The 15,599-nt window shown below is 47.6% G+C and carries 22 protein-coding genes; 6 read left to right on the top strand and 16 right to left on the bottom strand.

Annotated elements, in window-relative coordinates:
- Positions 1-60 precede the first annotated feature (60 nt).
- Both truA and FOC66_RS06070 read right to left on the bottom strand, forming a co-directional pair.
- Positions 61-906, bottom strand: coding sequence for a tRNA pseudouridine(38-40) synthase TruA (gene truA, locus FOC66_RS06065; RefSeq protein WP_003748619.1), 846 nt, complete (start codon positions 904-906; stop codon positions 61-63).
- A gap of 233 nt (positions 907-1,139) precedes the next feature.
- Positions 1,140-3,059, bottom strand: a complete 1,920-nt coding sequence (locus tag FOC66_RS06070; protein WP_050787155.1) for a FimV/HubP family polar landmark protein — start codon at positions 3,057-3,059, stop codon at positions 1,140-1,142.
- Between the two features lie 353 nt (positions 3,060-3,412).
- On the opposite strand from FOC66_RS06070, the gene FOC66_RS06075 reads away from it, so the two are divergent.
- From FOC66_RS06075 to dtd, 6 genes are all read left to right on the top strand, one after another.
- Complete coding sequence (locus FOC66_RS06075; RefSeq protein WP_003748625.1) at positions 3,413-3,946, top strand: septation protein A; 534 nt, start codon at positions 3,413-3,415, stop codon at positions 3,944-3,946.
- Entirely contained in the window at positions 3,946-4,236 is a 291-nt protein-coding gene (locus tag FOC66_RS06080) for a YciI family protein (RefSeq protein ID WP_003748627.1), read from the top strand. Before FOC66_RS06075 ends, FOC66_RS06080 begins: the two co-directional genes overlap by 1 nt.
- On the top strand, positions 4,233-4,505 hold the full coding sequence (locus tag FOC66_RS06085; protein WP_003748629.1) for a BolA family protein: 273 nt from the start codon (positions 4,233-4,235) through the stop codon (positions 4,503-4,505). Before FOC66_RS06080 ends, FOC66_RS06085 begins: the two co-directional genes overlap by 4 nt.
- A gap of 51 nt (positions 4,506-4,556) precedes the next feature.
- Entirely contained in the window at positions 4,557-5,429 is an 873-nt protein-coding gene (locus FOC66_RS06090; RefSeq protein WP_003748631.1) for a peptidyl-prolyl cis-trans isomerase, read from the top strand.
- Between the two features lie 45 nt (positions 5,430-5,474).
- A complete protein-coding gene (locus FOC66_RS06095) occupies positions 5,475-6,239 on the top strand; it encodes a peptidyl-prolyl cis-trans isomerase (protein WP_003748633.1) in 765 nt (254 codons plus the stop codon).
- Between the two features lie 98 nt (positions 6,240-6,337).
- Positions 6,338-6,799, top strand: coding sequence for a D-aminoacyl-tRNA deacylase (gene dtd / locus FOC66_RS06100; RefSeq protein ID WP_003748635.1), 462 nt, complete (start codon positions 6,338-6,340; stop codon positions 6,797-6,799).
- 59 nt (positions 6,800-6,858) lie between these two features.
- Here dtd and FOC66_RS06105 read toward each other — a convergent pair whose 3' ends face one another.
- From FOC66_RS06105 to hisH, 14 genes are all read right to left on the bottom strand, one after another.
- Entirely contained in the window at positions 6,859-7,377 is a 519-nt protein-coding gene (locus tag FOC66_RS06105; protein WP_003748636.1) for a gluconokinase, GntK/IdnK-type, read from the bottom strand.
- A 91-nt stretch (positions 7,378-7,468) separates the two neighbouring features.
- Complete coding sequence (locus tag FOC66_RS06110; RefSeq protein ID WP_003748638.1) at positions 7,469-8,854, bottom strand: GntP family permease; 1,386 nt, start codon at positions 8,852-8,854, stop codon at positions 7,469-7,471.
- 291 nt (positions 8,855-9,145) lie between these two features.
- A complete protein-coding gene (locus tag FOC66_RS06115; protein ID WP_003748640.1) occupies positions 9,146-9,652 on the bottom strand; it encodes a nitroreductase family protein in 507 nt (168 codons plus the stop codon).
- A 6-nt stretch (positions 9,653-9,658) separates the two neighbouring features.
- Complete coding sequence (locus FOC66_RS10725) at positions 9,659-9,799, bottom strand: nitroreductase family protein (protein WP_231288104.1); 141 nt, start codon at positions 9,797-9,799, stop codon at positions 9,659-9,661.
- 72 nt (positions 9,800-9,871) lie between these two features.
- Complete coding sequence (gene tatC, locus FOC66_RS06120; RefSeq protein ID WP_003748643.1) at positions 9,872-10,648, bottom strand: twin-arginine translocase subunit TatC; 777 nt, start codon at positions 10,646-10,648, stop codon at positions 9,872-9,874.
- Between the two features lie 15 nt (positions 10,649-10,663).
- Positions 10,664-11,326: a Sec-independent protein translocase protein TatB gene (gene tatB, locus FOC66_RS06125; protein ID WP_003748645.1), complete on the bottom strand. Its 663-nt coding sequence runs from the start codon at positions 11,324-11,326 to the stop codon at positions 10,664-10,666.
- A gap of 3 nt (positions 11,327-11,329) precedes the next feature.
- Positions 11,330-11,533 (bottom strand): Sec-independent protein translocase subunit TatA, encoded by a 204-nt coding sequence (gene tatA / locus FOC66_RS06130; RefSeq protein ID WP_003679438.1) that lies wholly within the window; start codon positions 11,531-11,533, stop codon positions 11,330-11,332.
- Between the two features lie 41 nt (positions 11,534-11,574).
- The gene (locus FOC66_RS06135; protein WP_003748648.1) at positions 11,575-11,898 is read right to left on the bottom strand and encodes a histidine triad nucleotide-binding protein; all 324 of its coding nucleotides are present in this window, start codon (positions 11,896-11,898) and stop codon (positions 11,575-11,577) included.
- Between the two features lie 118 nt (positions 11,899-12,016).
- Entirely contained in the window at positions 12,017-12,340 is a 324-nt protein-coding gene (locus FOC66_RS06140; protein ID WP_003679440.1) for a phosphoribosyl-ATP diphosphatase, read from the bottom strand.
- Between the two features lie 31 nt (positions 12,341-12,371).
- Entirely contained in the window at positions 12,372-12,779 is a 408-nt protein-coding gene (gene hisI / locus FOC66_RS06145; protein WP_003748650.1) for a phosphoribosyl-AMP cyclohydrolase, read from the bottom strand.
- Between the two features lie 42 nt (positions 12,780-12,821).
- Positions 12,822-13,589, bottom strand: coding sequence for an imidazole glycerol phosphate synthase subunit HisF (gene hisF, locus FOC66_RS06150; protein WP_003748652.1), 768 nt, complete (start codon positions 13,587-13,589; stop codon positions 12,822-12,824).
- A gap of 40 nt (positions 13,590-13,629) precedes the next feature.
- The gene (locus FOC66_RS06155; protein WP_003748653.1) at positions 13,630-13,947 is read right to left on the bottom strand and encodes a hypothetical protein; all 318 of its coding nucleotides are present in this window, start codon (positions 13,945-13,947) and stop codon (positions 13,630-13,632) included.
- Between the two features lie 164 nt (positions 13,948-14,111).
- A complete protein-coding gene (gene hisA, locus FOC66_RS06160) occupies positions 14,112-14,849 on the bottom strand; it encodes a 1-(5-phosphoribosyl)-5-[(5-phosphoribosylamino)methylideneamino]imidazole-4-carboxamide isomerase (RefSeq protein ID WP_003748656.1) in 738 nt (245 codons plus the stop codon).
- A 73-nt stretch (positions 14,850-14,922) separates the two neighbouring features.
- On the bottom strand, positions 14,923-15,567 hold the full coding sequence (gene hisH / locus FOC66_RS06165; RefSeq protein ID WP_003748657.1) for an imidazole glycerol phosphate synthase subunit HisH: 645 nt from the start codon (positions 15,565-15,567) through the stop codon (positions 14,923-14,925).
- Positions 15,568-15,599 lie beyond the last annotated feature (32 nt).

A 15,599-nucleotide genomic window follows, 5' to 3' on the forward strand; every position in this document is an offset into this window, starting at 1 on the left:
ACTTTATTAATTTACACATCAATCACGCTATTTTGTTGCTTTTATACCAACAGTCCGCAGTCAGGCCGTCTGAAAACCATTACCCAGAACACTCATCCACTCGGGTAGAGATAGTTGCGTCACGCCAAATTCACCAGGATAGTCAACACCGGTTAAATACAGGCCATCAGACATAAAAGTTGGCGGAGCCATCAATCTACTTTTTGCGTGAAAGACCGACTCAAACTCATCTACACTGATTCTGCCGCTACCCACATACACTAATGCCCCCATAATATTGCGTACCATATGATGTAAGAATGCATTCCCATGCAAATCAAGGCACAGATAACGAGAAGTTCCACTAATCTTTGTACTATATAGTGTCTTTATAGGGGATTTCGCCTGACATTCGGCCGCTCGAAAGCTAGAAAAGTCATGTTCACCCTCCAATAAGGCAGCAGCCTGCCTCATTAGATTTAAATCTAATTTCAAATGCGTCCACCCCACCCTGCCGACTAACAACGGAGAGCGAACCGGAGATGACTCCAGTAAATAACGGTAATGCCGGCCATAAGCATCAAATCGGGCATTGAAATGCGGTGCAACTTTTTGTGCAAGCAATACAGCCACACCGTCAGGCAAATGCGCATTGACTCCACGCACCCACGCTTGCTCCGGACGGCTTACAGATGTATCAAAGTGTACAACCTGAGCTGTCGCATGCACGCCCGTATCCGTCCTTCCCGCAACAATCGTATTAATCCGCTCTCCTGCTATTGAAGTTAATGCCTGCTCTAAGGCCGTCTGAACAGTCGGCAGGTCTCCGGCCTGTTTTTGCCAACCATAAAAACGGCTTCCGTCATAAGAGAGGGTTAAAGCCCAACGCTGAACGGAACTTCCTGTTGTATTCGTTTGTTCGGTCATTTTTGATACTTCTTATAAATTGATATTGTTGTCCACGCTCAAATAACAAATATTAAAAGGCGTGATCATCACACGCCTCTCATCATGTATTTCAGACGGCCTTTATCTTCGTTCACCATATAGAACTGCCATGCAATACTGTCATATCTAAAAATGGATTCGGCCCAAATCTCATCTTTTAATTTACCATAAAAAAGATGCCGTCTGAAACGGCATCTTCATTTGACTGACACTTATGCGCCAAGTTCTTTCATCAGTTTTTGGGCTTTATGCAGAATATCGCCTTCAGCTTCTTCAATCAGCCCTTGCAATGTTTCTCGGGCTGCCTCAGGATCACCAATCTCGATATACATCTTAGCCAAATCATATTTAGCCTCGAGCGGAGCAGTCATACCGACTGATTCTGAAACAAAGCCTCTTTCGCTATTGCTTTTATCGGCAGCCACTGAAACATCTTCAGCTTCCCATTCCAATGCACCTTCTTCAATCACAAACTCGGAAGCAGCTTCTTTTTTCTCTGCTTCTTCTTTGGTTTCTTGAATTTGCACGTCCTGATCTTGCTTGACATCAAATGGCAGCACATGGTCGTCTGAATTTTCAGGCGTTTCTACTGTAAACTCTAGCGGCTCTTCATTTCGCTCAGGCATAACAACAGATACCGGCTGATACGGATTTTCCGGCTCAGGCTCGTACACGCTTTCTGTCGACTCAATATTGTCCCAATCCGCATGACGGCGTTGCTCTGTTTCTGCATCATGCGTTACCGCACTGGAAAGAATGCCTGCCTGACTATGGTCAATTTTACCCAAGTCGAGTTTGACATCGTCAACATTGGAAGATTCTTCTACTTCATTGATAACGATATCATCTTCAAAATCATCTTCGACAAGCAAACCTTCTTGAGTTTTTTCAGACGGCATTACTTTGCTTGCGACAACCGCAGCAGCGGCTGAAGCAGCAACACTTTTCTGTACAGGCTTTTCTTCACCCTTACGACTTACAGACTCGGCTTTCGGTTCGTCTTTACGTTTACCGGCAGCTCTCAACAACAGCCAAGCAGCAATAAGGGCTGCACCGCCTGCCAACAGCCATTTCCACAAATTGCCGTCTGATTCACTCTCTGCCGGCTCTGCAGCAGAATCAGTCGTAGCAACAGGTTCTGAAGCCAATACATTCTCTTGATTATCGGAAGCCATAACATCTTGAACATCAGAAGCAGGAGCTGCTGATGCTGCATTTTCATTGACAGCCGCAGATGCTGCTTGCTCTGTTTGCGCAGCTGAAGCTTGTTTCACTTCTTCCTGTTGCTGAAGATTTGCGCCGGCATCTTTAACCTGAGTTTCAGTCTGAGCATCAGGCGGAGTAACAGGTTTTTCTGTTTTAGCTTCTGTCGCATTGGCGGCTTCATTGCCTTTTTCCGGCGCCGTATCGGCTTTAACAGGCGCAGATGCAGCCAAGCGTTGCAACTCACTACGGCTCGGGATATTCAGCACTTTACCTGCCAACATACGGTTGGCATTGTTATCAATAAACACATCCGGATTGGCATTAACCAACGCTTGAATGGTTTGATCCAAGGTCATACCTTGCGGACGGATGCTGGACGCAATGGCAATCAGGGTTTCACCCGTACGCACCAAATGCTGTCTGCCTGAACGTACGGCCATATCGTTTTTAGCAGAGGCCGTCTGAACTTGTTTTTTCTCAGCCTTACGTTGCACATCTTTACGCACTTGAGCTACCTGATTGCCTGCTGCTTTATTATTTTTTGTTGCAGGCTGTTGGGCATTGCGTGTCGGCTCGAAGGATTGGGATTCGGCAGCCTGACGGGTGCGGACGGATGCCGCATCTTTAGCGTCGTATCCGGCCGGATCAATGATGGCAGTGTATTCACGCGATTGCGCGCCGACACCTACTTGGAAAACCAAAACAGGATCTTTAATGGCTTTGGAAGAACGAATCGTAACGACTGCCTTATCGCCTGATTTGCGTACTGCCGCACGCAAATTGCCATTTGAAATAGTGGCCTTGCCGCCGTTAAGCAGAGCCTGGGCTTCCTCGCCTGTTACGGTAATACTGCCTGTAAAAGGTTCGCCCAGATGAGATTGGACATTCAAGCCGCCCAAACCTGCTGAAGCACCGAGCGATGTCATCAAAGCGATAGAAGCTGTAATTAATTTAATATTGTGATGTTTTTTCAAAACTGATCCCCTGTTCGGAAATTATGGTACTGACCAATGTGCGCGCATTTAACCATATATTTACTAGATATTACGTCATGATATATTTTTAACCCATTTCTGCCAAGCAATACAGGCCATTCAGCCTGAAATTCCTTGGTAAATCTATTACTTTTGCATGCTTGTGTTTCTTTTTTACAAATTTCTCCGACCCAAAACAAATATTTTATATAAATATATGCGGCATTAAAGTCATGAGGGAAGGTGCAAAAAAACACATCTGCCTGTATGATTAGCATTTACTCAATTAGTTTCATCATTAACATATGAAAGTTTTGAGCGACTTATTCGCCGTATTCTTATTTTTCATTACATACATCATCACCAAAGACATGATTGCCGCAACGGCTGTTGCGGTTATAGTTGGCATTGCCCAAGCTGCGCTGACCTTTTGGAAACACCGCAAACTGGACACCATGCAATGGATCAGCCTGATTTTGATTGTCTTTTTTGGCGGTGCAACGATTTTACTGAAAGACAACCGCTTCATCATGTGGAAACCGACCGTTCTGTTTTGGATCGGCGCGATCGTCATGCTGTTTAGTCATCTTGCCGGTAAAAACGGGCTAAAAGCCGTGATGGGTAAAGAAATGCAGCTTCCTGATTTTGTATGGACGCGCCTGACTTATGCATGGATTGGCTTCCTGATTTTTATGGGGGCTGCCAATCTCTTTGTCTTTACGTATTTTCCAGACCAATGGGTCAATTACAAATTGTTCGGCACATTGGGTTTCACAATCATTTTTTCTATCGCACAGGGCATGTATCTGATGCGTTTCCAGCCTAAGGAGGATCAATAATGGAATATTTCATGCTTTTGGCCACTGATGCCGAAGATGTCCACGAAGCACGCATGGCGGCACGCCCCGCGCATTTGGCACGTTTGAAAGAATTGAAAGCGCAAGGCCGTCTGCTGACTGCCGGCCCCAATCCCCTGCCGGATAATCCGGAACGCGTCTCCGGCAGCCTGATTGTGGCTCAATTTGAGTCTTTGGACGCCGCACAAGAATGGGCCGAACAAGACCCTTACGTCGATGCCGGCGTATACGCCGAAGTCTTGATCAAACCCTTTAAAGCCGTGTTCAAATGAGCAATATGCGTCAAATGATTGAAGAACGCCTGCAGGCACTTGAGCCTGAGTTCTTCGATTTTGAAGATGAGAGCCATCTGCACGCCGGCCATGCCGGCAATAAAGGCGGCGGGCATTATGCGATATTGGTGGTCAGCAACGCATTTGAAAATATCGGCCGCCTCCAACGGCAACGTATGATTAAGCAGCTTTTACAAGACTTGTTTTCAGACGGCCTGATTCATGCGCTCAGCATCAAAGCAGCCACGCCGGATGAATACTTCCATTAAGATTACCGCCCAAACTTTGATTTCCAATCATTAATTTAGAAGAGAAATACGATGAAAAAAACCTACTTTGCTTCAGCCTTGATGCTCGCTCTGACTTCCGGCACTCTGTTTGCCCAAACTTTGGTTACCGTCAACGGTCAAGCCATCGACAGCAGCGTTATCGATGACCAAGTTGCTTCCGTACGCGCCAGCAACCCGAACATTCAAGATACGCCTGAATTGCGTCAAATGCTGACTGAACGTCAAGTTATCAGCACTGTGGTTACCCAAGAAGCCAAAAAATTAAAGTTGGATCAAAGCGCTGAATTCAAAGCGGCACTGGAGCAAGCACGTGCCGATGCCGCCAAGCAAGGAGCGGATAAAAAGCCTACATTCAAAACCGAATGGGCGGCTTTTGAAAATGACTTGCTAGGCCAAGCTTTCGCGGCACACATTATCCGCCAATTTCCTGTTCAAGAAAAAGATGTCAAAGCCGCTTACAACGATTTCAGCAACTTCTATAAAGGCACCCAAGAAGTCCAACTGGGTGAAATCGTAACCGACAGCAACAGCAATGCCCAAAAAGCCATTGCCGACTTGGACGCGAAAAAAAGCTTTGTTTCGGTATTGAACCAATATTCAATTGATGAAGCAGCCAAAAAAGCCGGCGGCATCCCTAAAGCTTATGTTCCGCTCAAAGATTTGCAAGAATCAGCACCTCCGCTTTATGAAGCCGTCAAAGACCTGAAAAAAGGCGCGCACACTAAAACGCCGCTGCAAAACGGTAATCTGTATGCCGTCTTCTACGTCAATGACCGCCGTAACGTTACCGTTCCTTCTTATGAAGCCTCTAAAAACGAGATTGGCAGCGATTTACAGGGTGCCCGTGTCAATGCGGCCATTCAATCATTGCTGAAAAAAGCCAGCATCAAAGTCAACAAATAATATAACGTGCCCGCCGTTTATAGCGGCGGGCAATAAGGAATCCACATGAACATCAAGCCCAAAACTGCCGTTTTGGCCATCCTTACCCTGTCAACGATCGGTTTGGCAACCGCCAAAGCGCCTGATATCGATCCTGCCCGCATCGACAGCATGGTTGCCGAAGTATTGAGACAGGCCGACCAGCATCCCAACCAGACTGCCAAACCCGATGGTCAGGCAATCCGCAAAGATGTGGTTACACGCTTGCAGACTTTGGAAATCTTGAAAAATGAAGCCTTTAAAGCTGGTTTGGACAAAGATGCGGAAGTGCAGAATCAATTCAAAAACGTTGAAGCTGAGTTCTATGCCAACCAATACGCTGTTTATCTAGAACGTCAAACCGCAGTTGACGATGCCGAGTTGCGCCGTTTCTACGACCAGCAAACACGCATTATCAAGCTGCAACAAGTCAGCTTTGCCTCAGCCGACGAAGTACGCGCCGCGCAAGAACTGCTGCTCAAAGGCTTGTCATTCGAAGAGCTGATGAAGCGCTATCCCAACCCCGAACAAAAATTCGACGGCTTCATTTCTCCGCAACAGCTTCCTCCCCAACTGGCCGTTGCTTTTGCCGACATGACCCGAGGCGACGTAACGCATGAGCCGATTCAGATGGAAAACCGTTTTTATCTGTTTAAACTCAGTGCAGTAGAGCATGATCCGAATGCCGAACCTTTCGAGCTGGTACGCAACCAAATTGCCCAAGCTGTCAAACAGCAAAAAGTTAATAATCAGATCGAACGCATCTTAAAAGAAAACGGCATTAATCCGTAAATTGATTCAATGGTTTCAGGCCGTCTGAAACCATACTCCAAACCAAAGGGCGTGTCTTTTACGCCCTTTTTTACAAACTTTTTTTATTCAAAAACATCATGCGCGCCGTTATTCAAAAAGTTACCCAAGCCAAAGTTGACGTTTTGTCCGAAAACTCCCGCGAAACCTGCGGCAAAATCGACAACGGATTTATGATATTGCTCGGTGTTACCCACGCCGATACGGAAGCAGACGCCAAATACATTGCGGACAAAACCGCCAACCTGCGTATCTTTGAAGACGAAAACGGCAAATTAAATTTATCGCTCAAAGATGTCGGCGGCTCGATATTATTGGTTTCCCAATTTACTCTTTACGCCGATGCGCGCAGCGGCCGCCGTCCGTCCTTCTCCAATGCCGCCCCTGCCGAACAAGCGGATAAACTCTATCAATATACCGCGCAACTTTTGCGCGAACATGGACTGACTGTCGAAACCGGCAGATTCCAAACCCATATGCAGGTTTCTCTTTGCAATGACGGGCCGGTTACCTTATTGCTTGATTCGCAAAAAACATTCTAAATCCCATCAAAAAAGGCCGTCTGAAAGATTTCAGACGGCCTTTTCATTTCTAATCATCACTAAATCAAGCCTTGCGCTTTTACCCAGTTCACAATATCTGCCTCAACGGCTTCAGGCGAACCCGGATTGTCGATTTTAACTCCGTACTCATCCGCACCCAGCTCTTCCAAAATCTCCAGCTGCGAATCCAGCATTCCGGCTTTCATATAATGCCCCTGACGCGACAGCATACGCTCTAGATTGATTGCTTGAGGCGGAGTCAGATGGATAAAAGCCACCTTCCCTTCCGCACCACGCAGAATATCGCGATAGTGATGCTTGAGTGCGGAACAAGTAACGATGGAATATTTTTCCCCGTTTTTTGCCTGCTCTGTCATCCAGTCACGCAAATTGCCCAGCCAAGGATAGCGGTCTTCGTCCGTCAGCGGAATACCGGCACCCATTTTGTCGCGGTTGGCTTGAGTATGGAAATCATCGCCTTCGGCATAGGGACATTGATCAAGATATTTTTGCAACGAGAGTGCGGCCGTGGTTTTACCGCAACCGCACACACCCATCATGACAAAATGTGTCGTCATTTTTCTACTCCTTGTTTATCTGGATTTTAACGGTATTTGAAAACAGGCGGATTGTGTTATCTCAAAAACACTATCCGCCGGCCGTTTTCGATTAAACCAAGATAAACAACACTGACGATAAAGCAAAACCGATGAGTGCGATAAGTGTTTGGTTGACCGTCCATGTCTTCAAGGTCGTCGGCACATCCATATCCAACAGACGGCCGACAAGCCAGAAGCCTGAGTCGTTAAAGTGGCTGCAACCGACGGAACCCGCTGCCGTCGCCAATACCACGCAAGTAATCTGCCAATCGCTGAAACCTGCCGCCGCAACGGCCGGTGCCATCAATGCGGCAGCGGTAGTCAGGGCAACAGTCGCAGAACCTTGCGCAATACGCAAAGCCAAAGCCACCAAGAAACAGCCCAGTAAAACAGGAATACCCAAGTCAGCCATGCTGTCGGCCAAAGCCTTACCGATACCGGAAGCACGCAATACGCCGCCGAACATACCACCTGCACCGGTAATCAAAATAACCGAGCAAACCGGGCCCAATGCGCCATCGATGGTTTTCTCCAAAGCGCTGGCTTTTTCGCCACGTTTGCTGCCCAATACATACAGGGCCACCAAAACAGAAATCAGCAAAGCAATCGGTGTCGAACCGAGCATTCGTGCAAACTGCACCCAGCCTTCATCCGCACTGACCATTTTCTCGCTGATCAGAGTAGACAAACCAGTATTCAAGAAAATCAACAACATAGGAATCAGCATAATGCCGATGACTGTAGATGCTTTTGCAGACGCTTTCGGTTGGTCGTTATCTTGCGTACCGCCGCTGAGCAGATCAGGAACGGGCACATGAATGCTGCGACCCAAAACTTTACCCAATAAATAGCCGCTGAAATACCAAGTAATCAAGGTAACCGGCAAACCCAAAATCAGCAGTTGACCAATATTTGCACCATAAAATTCAGAAGCGGCAATCGGGCCGGGATGAGGCGGAAGGAAGACGTGCATGACGGAAAATGCGCCAATAGATGCCAACGCATAGGGCAAAACAGTTTGCTTCATGCGGCGTGCCGTTGCAAACACAATCGGCAACATCACCACCAAGCCGGCATCAAAGAAAATCGGAAAACCGAAAATCAAAGAAGCCACGCCTAAGGCAAACGGCGCACGTTTTTCACCAAAAATCCGAATCAGCGCATCCGCCAAAGACTGGGCACCGCCGGAAGTTTCCACCAAACGGCCGAGCATTGCGCCCAAACCGACCAGCAACGCCACGCTGCCGAGCGTGCCGCCAAAATTTTTGACCAACACATCATTAACGATACTACCCATAGGCAGGCCTGTTACGATAGCAGTCAGCAGGCTGACCAATACCAGCGTCAGCAAAGCATGAACACGCAGTTTCACAATTAAAATCAAAATCAGCAAAATTGCTGCCGCCGCAATACCGAGCAAGGTACCGGCACTCAGCGTTTGAGTCCATCCATCCATTTTGAAGCCTTTCTCTGTAAGAAAAATACAAATTTATTAATGTTTTTTAACATATATGAATACGATAACACATTTACCCATGAAATCGTACGGCTAAATCCGGCCAAAATATAAGCACCTATTTTTCCAAACCCTTTTTGTAAGATGCTTGAAAATAAGGAGGACAAAGAAAAACAAGAACAATAAAAAGGCCGTCTGAAAAGTAGTTTATTTTCAGACGGCCTGACATTATGCTTCTCAATAAGATAGAAACAGATGGCTTTTTCAATGATCTGAAACCAAGCCCCTCAGTTATACCTTAGTAAAAATTACCTTGTTTTCCAAACGTGATTTCGGCAATTTGGCATTAAAATTATCTTCGGCGCGATAGCCCAATGCAACAACGGCAACAGCACGATAACCTTTTTCAGCCAAACCAAATTCTTGATCCAAAACAGCCATATCCACCCCTTCCAACGGAACGGCATCCACACCCAAGGCCGCGGCGGCAAACAGGGTAAAGCCCAAATTAATATGAACTTGTCTCGACAACCATTGGGTTTCGTCTTGCATTTGGTCGCGGTGGATACCCAAGAAAGTGCGGCGCGCATTATCGCCCATTTGCTTATTTTCGGCCGTAGCAAAACGTCCGGCTTTATCTTCCTGTTCCAACACGCCTGCCAAATAGTCCTCATCGGCATGCACCCGCGCCGCAAATACGATTACATGAGAAGCGTTGATGATTTTGGGCAGGTTGTACGGAAAATTTTCTGCAGATTTGGCTACCCGTGCTTTCCCTGCTTCATTATCTGTAATCACAAAATGTCAAGGTTGGATATTGACGCTGGAAGGACTGTAGCGCAGTGCCGCTTCGATTTGGGCAAAATCTTCGGCTGAAATTTTTTTGGAGGCATCAAAAGATTTGGTGCTGTAACGTTTTTGTACGATATCCTGAACATTCATCATGTTGTTCCTTAAAATTTAAAACTGTCATAAACACAAAGGCCGTCTGAAAAATCCTTCAGACGGCCTTTATTCTCAAATTTCCGCCGGCGGCTGCGGTGTATCTTCATCTTCCTGCTGCGTTTTCACTTTGGCAAAGCGGCTGAACCAAATGCCTGCTTCATAGAGCAGAATCAGCGGAACGGCAAGCAGGGTTTGGGAAATTACGTCAGGCGGCGTGATGATTGCGGCCACGATAAACGCACCCACGATAACATACGGACGGGCGTTCTTAAGCTGAGCGGTCGAAACAATGCCCATTTTGGCAAGCAACACCACAACAACAGGCACTTCAAACGTCGTACCGAATGCGACAAACATGCCCAAAATAAAGGACAGGTATTTGTCGATATCGGTCGCCATATTGACGCCGACAGGGGTTACACCGGCCAAGAATTTGAAAATAACGGGAAACACCAGAAAATAGGCAAACGCCATACCGACGAAGAAAAGCGTTACGCTGGACAACACCAGCGGCGTAATCAAACGTTTTTCGTTTTGGTATAAGGCCGGGGCGACAAACGCCCAGACTTGATACAGCGTGTGTGGCAACGACAGCAGAAACGCCGCCATCAAGGTAACCTTGACCGGCACAAAAAACGGCGCGATCACATCGGTCGCAATCATGCTGGTATCTTTAGGCAGATTGGCCATCAATGGTTCGGCAACAAAAGTATAGAGCTGCTGGGCAAACGGCATCATGCCCAAGAAGCAGACGACGATGCCGATGACGATCCACATCATGCGGCGGCGCAGCTCGAGAAGATGCTCGATAAGCGGTTGGACGGGTTGTTCGTGTTGAGGTTCGGACACCGGTTGACTCACTTTTTACTTACGGACGCGCAGTTTGGGTTTGGCGTGGAATTTCGGGCGCATATCGCGCTTGCGGCTCATCGCCTGCTTACGCAGAGATGTCGTATGCAGCGGAGGAACATCGGCGGCAGGAGCTTCGACATAGCTGACTTCAACCGCCGGAGCGGGGGAAACCGATGCGGTCAAATACTCACGCCAAGCACGGTCTTGCTCGGACTCGGCATTTTCAGCCCCGACAGGCTCTTGAGTTTGCGCTGCCCCACCCTCTTCAGGAACTTGGGCCGCACTTTCATTTTCAGTGCTGCTTGGCGCCAAATCAGGCAGAGGATTACCGAACTCGTCCACACCAAAATCAGCTGGCGTTTTTTGTTCGGGCAGGCGCTCCCACGGCTTGAGGCCGTCTGAAATATCATTCAGATTCTTTTGTGCATCGTCGCCCAAGTCTTTAATACCATCGCGAAACTCCGAAGCGGCAGCTTCAAATTCCTGCTTGACTTTGCGCAATTCGTCCAACTCAGCCTGAGTATTGAGCTCCTGCTTGACGTTGTTGACGAAGCCTTGCAATTTACCGACCAAACGCCCGGCCGTGCGCGCGGCTTGCGGCAGACGTTCGGGGCCTAACACTATCAGGGCAACAACGCCGACCAGCAGCAATTCGCCCAAACCGAAATCAAACATGGATTATGCTTTGTCTTCGTCTTTTTTGTGTTCGATGACTTCGTCTTTTTTGGCATCTTTGCCGTCTGTACCTTCGTTCAGGCCTTGTTTGAAGTCATGCACTGCGCCGCCGAGGTCTTTGCCGACGTTGCGCAATTTTTTGGTACCGAATACCAAAACGACGATAATCAGTACGATAATCCAGTGCCAGAGAGAGAAGCTACCCATGATAAATCCTTGAATTTGTTTAATTTAAAAAGAGATAATAATTATGCGGGCGTACCCATAATATGGATATGCAGGTGGAAGACTTCCTGTCCGCCGCCTTTGCCTGTGTTGATCAGGGTTTTGAAACCGTCGGTCAAACCTGCCTCTTGGGCGATTTGAGGGACTTTCAACATCATTTTACCCAACAGGGTTTGATGTTCGGCAGTGGCGTGTGCCAGTGAATCGAAGTGTACTTTCGGAATCAGCAGCAGATGTACCGGCGCGGCAGGACGGATGTCTTTGAAACAAAGCATCTCATCGTCTTCGTAAACGGTTTGTGCCGGAATATCTTTGGCGGCGATTTTGCAGAAAATACAATTATCCATAATGGCTCCAATGGCCGTCTGAAAACGGGCGTAACGGGTTTCGCTAAACAAAGTGAAATCGTTTTTGCCCCAAAAGACGGATTCTGAAACAGGTCAAATACGGGATTGTAATATAAATTCAAGATTCTTTGCGAGAAGCTTTTTCCACTAATCCCGACAAACCTTGACGGCGCGCAAGCTCGTTGACCACATCTTCGGCGCGCAATCCGTGATGCGCCAATAAAACCATGGTGTGAAACCACAAATCCGCCACTTCGTAAACCAAATGTTCGCCGCCGCCATCTTTAGAGGCCATCAAGGTTTCACCCGCTTCCTCGATGACTTTTTTCAGAATCTTGTCTTCGCCTTTGTGCAACAGTTGGGCAACGTAAGAAGCATCGGGATCGCCGCCTTTGCGCGAATCGATGACGTTTTGAATTTGGGTAAGGATGGTATCGGTCATGGTCGGTTTCTCTTATTTCTTTCAGACGGCCTTAAGGATGTTTATGTCCGTAAATTGCTTCTTCGTCTTTCAACACGGCATCCACTGTCTGCCATGCGCCCTCTTGCCAAACTTTGTAAAAGCAGCTTTCACGCCCGGTATGACAGGCAATGCCGCCGTTTTGTTCAATCAACATAACCACTGCATCGCCATCGCAATCCAGGCGCAATTCGTGTACTTTTTGCGTATGCCCGGACTCTTCGCCCTTCATCCATTGTTTTTGGCGGGAACGGCTGTAATAGTGGGCAAAACCGGTTTCTACGGTTTTTTGCAGGGCTTCTGCGTTCATCCAGGCAACCATCAGCACACGGTGTGTCTGCCAATCTTGGGCAATCGCGCAAACCAAGCCCTTTTCATCAAATTTTACGGCATTCAGCAGCGTTTCGTTTATATTCGACATTCGTGTTTTTCTCCCATATTTTTCAGACGGCTTGGGTAGCAATCACAAACGCACTTCGATTCCTGCTTCGCGCATGGCCAGTTTTGCTTCGCGGATACTCGCTTCGCCAAAGTGGAAAATACTGGCAGCCAATACCGCATCAGCCTTCCCTTCTTTAATACCGTCCACCAAGTGTTGAACCGAACCGACGCCGCCGGAAGCAATGACCGGAATATCGACCGCTTCACTGACCGCGCGTGTCAACGGCAGGTTGAAACCTTGCTTGGTACCGTCTCGGTCCATGCTGGTCAGTAAAATCTCGCCTGCACCGCGCCGCTGCATTTCGACAGCCCATTCCACCGCATCCAAACCGGTCGGATTACGTCCGCCGTGGGTAAAGATTTCCCAACGGGTGTTTTCAGGGTTGACCGCTTTGGCATCCACGGCAACGACAATCGCCTGAGAACCAAAAAAACCGGCCGCTTCGTTGACCAAATCAGGATTGGTTACAGCGGCCGTATTGATGCTGGCCTTATCGGCACCGGCATTGAGCAGGCGGCGGATATCGGCAACCGTACGCACACCGCCGCCGACTGTCAATGGAATAAAAACTTGTGATGCGACTGCCTCAATAACGTGCAAAATAGTGTCGCGATTGTCGCTGGAGGCAGTGATGTCCAAAAAGGTCAACTCATCCGCGCCTTCATCGTTGTAGCGTTTGGCAACATCAACCGGATTGCCTGCATCGCGTAAACCCAAAAAGTTGACACCTTTTACCACGCGACCGTCTTTTACATCCAGACAAGGAATAATTCGTTTTGCCAATGCCATACTCAATACCTCTTATCCGTTCTCAGGCCGTCTGAAACCGTCAGGCCAAAAATTTGCCCAACCAATCCGGCAAATGTTGCAACAGCTGAAAATAACCAATCCCCGCTATCATTGCCAAAACGCAGGAGATGATGAAATTACTGTCGATGCGACCGACGATGGAAAAAATCAAACCGGCAAATGCCCACACTATCCCATTGAAAATCATCCAATAGGTATCGATAATCGGCAAATCAAACGCCGTCAGCTGTCGCAGTATCACTGCAATCAGTGTAAACCACAAACTTTCGCTTAGCGGATACACTTCGCGATCGGATGACCAGATAATCCAAAAACCCAAAACAAATGCTTCAAGCATACTAATCCCTTAATAAAATATCGATTGGGTTGTTTTTATAATTATTTCAAACAGATATAAACCCATGACCTATACAGTCAATCTCTTTGAGTGCATTTTTGTGTGCTGCGTCAGCCGCTGCGTTTTAATGGCCTGCAAGGTCTTATCCGCATAATCCGACACATTTAAGCCAAAGAATCGGCCAGTTTTTGTGCCTGTGCGAAATCAATACTTCCCTCATAAATTGCGCGGCCGGTAATCGCACCGCTCACACCCTCTTTTTCAACGGCACACAATGCGTGGATATCGTCCAAATTCGTCAAGCCGCCGGACGCAATGATCGGGATATTCACTGATTGGGCCAATTTGACGGTAGCCTCGATATTCACGCCGCTCATCATGCCGTCGCGGCCGATATCGGTATAAATAATGCTGTTGACGCCATCGTCTTCAAAACGCTTGGCCAAATCGACGACATGATGTTCCGTTACCGTTGCCCAACCGTCTATCGCCACCATACCGTCTTTGGCATCCAGGCCGACAATAATCTGCCCCGGAAATTCCTTGCATGCTTCGCGCACAAATTCAGGATTTTTTACTGCGGCCGTACCGATAATCACATCGGTCAGCCCCAAATCCAAATACTTTTCAATGGTGCCCAAATCACGGATACCGCCACCAAGCTGTACCGGAATATCTTTGGCTACGGCGGCCAAAATTTCTTTAATCGCCGGAAAATTTTGAGGAACGCCTGCGAATGCGCCGTTCAAATCAACCAAATGCAAACGGCGTGCACCTTGGTTGCGCCAATGCAAAGCCATCTCTGCCGGCGAATCGGAAAACACCGTCGCCTGCTCCATCAAACCTTGTTTCAAGCGGACACAGTGTCCTTCCTTCAAATCAATGGCAGGTATCAACAGCATTTTTTTCTCCTCTACTCAACTTCAGTATATTTTACACAAATTAGCGATTTTTAGCAGATTTATGTTAAAAGCCTCAAATCTGCCAATTTAAAAAATTACGCAGCAGCAGCAATCCTGCCTGATGGCTTTTCTCCGTGTGGAACTGTGTGGCAAACACATTATCCTTACCGACAATGCAGGCAAATTCATTCGGATATTCGCTGACGCCTAAAACAATCTCTTCATTTTTCGGCGCAAAATAATAGCTGTGAACAAAATAAAAATACTCGTTCTGCCCAATGTCTTGAAATAAAGGGTGCTGACGGGTTTGACGTACTGTATTCCAGCCCATATGCGGCACCTTCAGACGGCTTCCCTGTGCATCGGTTTGATTGGGCAAAAACCGTTTTACTTGACCTTCAAACCAACCCAAACCATCTGTATCGCCTTCTTCGCTGTGTTCAAACAATAATTGCGCACCTACGCAAATTCCAAAAAACGGCTTGTTTTTCAGGCCGTCTGAAACTGCCTCGCCCAAACCGCTTGCCTTCAGCGCAGACATACAGTCCGGCATGGCACCCTGCCCCGGAAAGATAACCTTATCTGCCGCCATCACCTCTTCAGGGCGCGAAGTCAGATAAATTTCGGCATTTTGATTGGATAAGACCTGCGCCGCCTGAACAGATTTCAATACTGAGTGCAGGTTTCCCATTCCATAATCGACAATCGCTACTTTCATTGCTTCTCCTCAGGCCGTCTGAAAACATTTAA

Source organism: Neisseria mucosa (genome assembly GCF_013267835.1).
GTDB lineage: Bacteria > Pseudomonadota > Gammaproteobacteria > Burkholderiales > Neisseriaceae > Neisseria.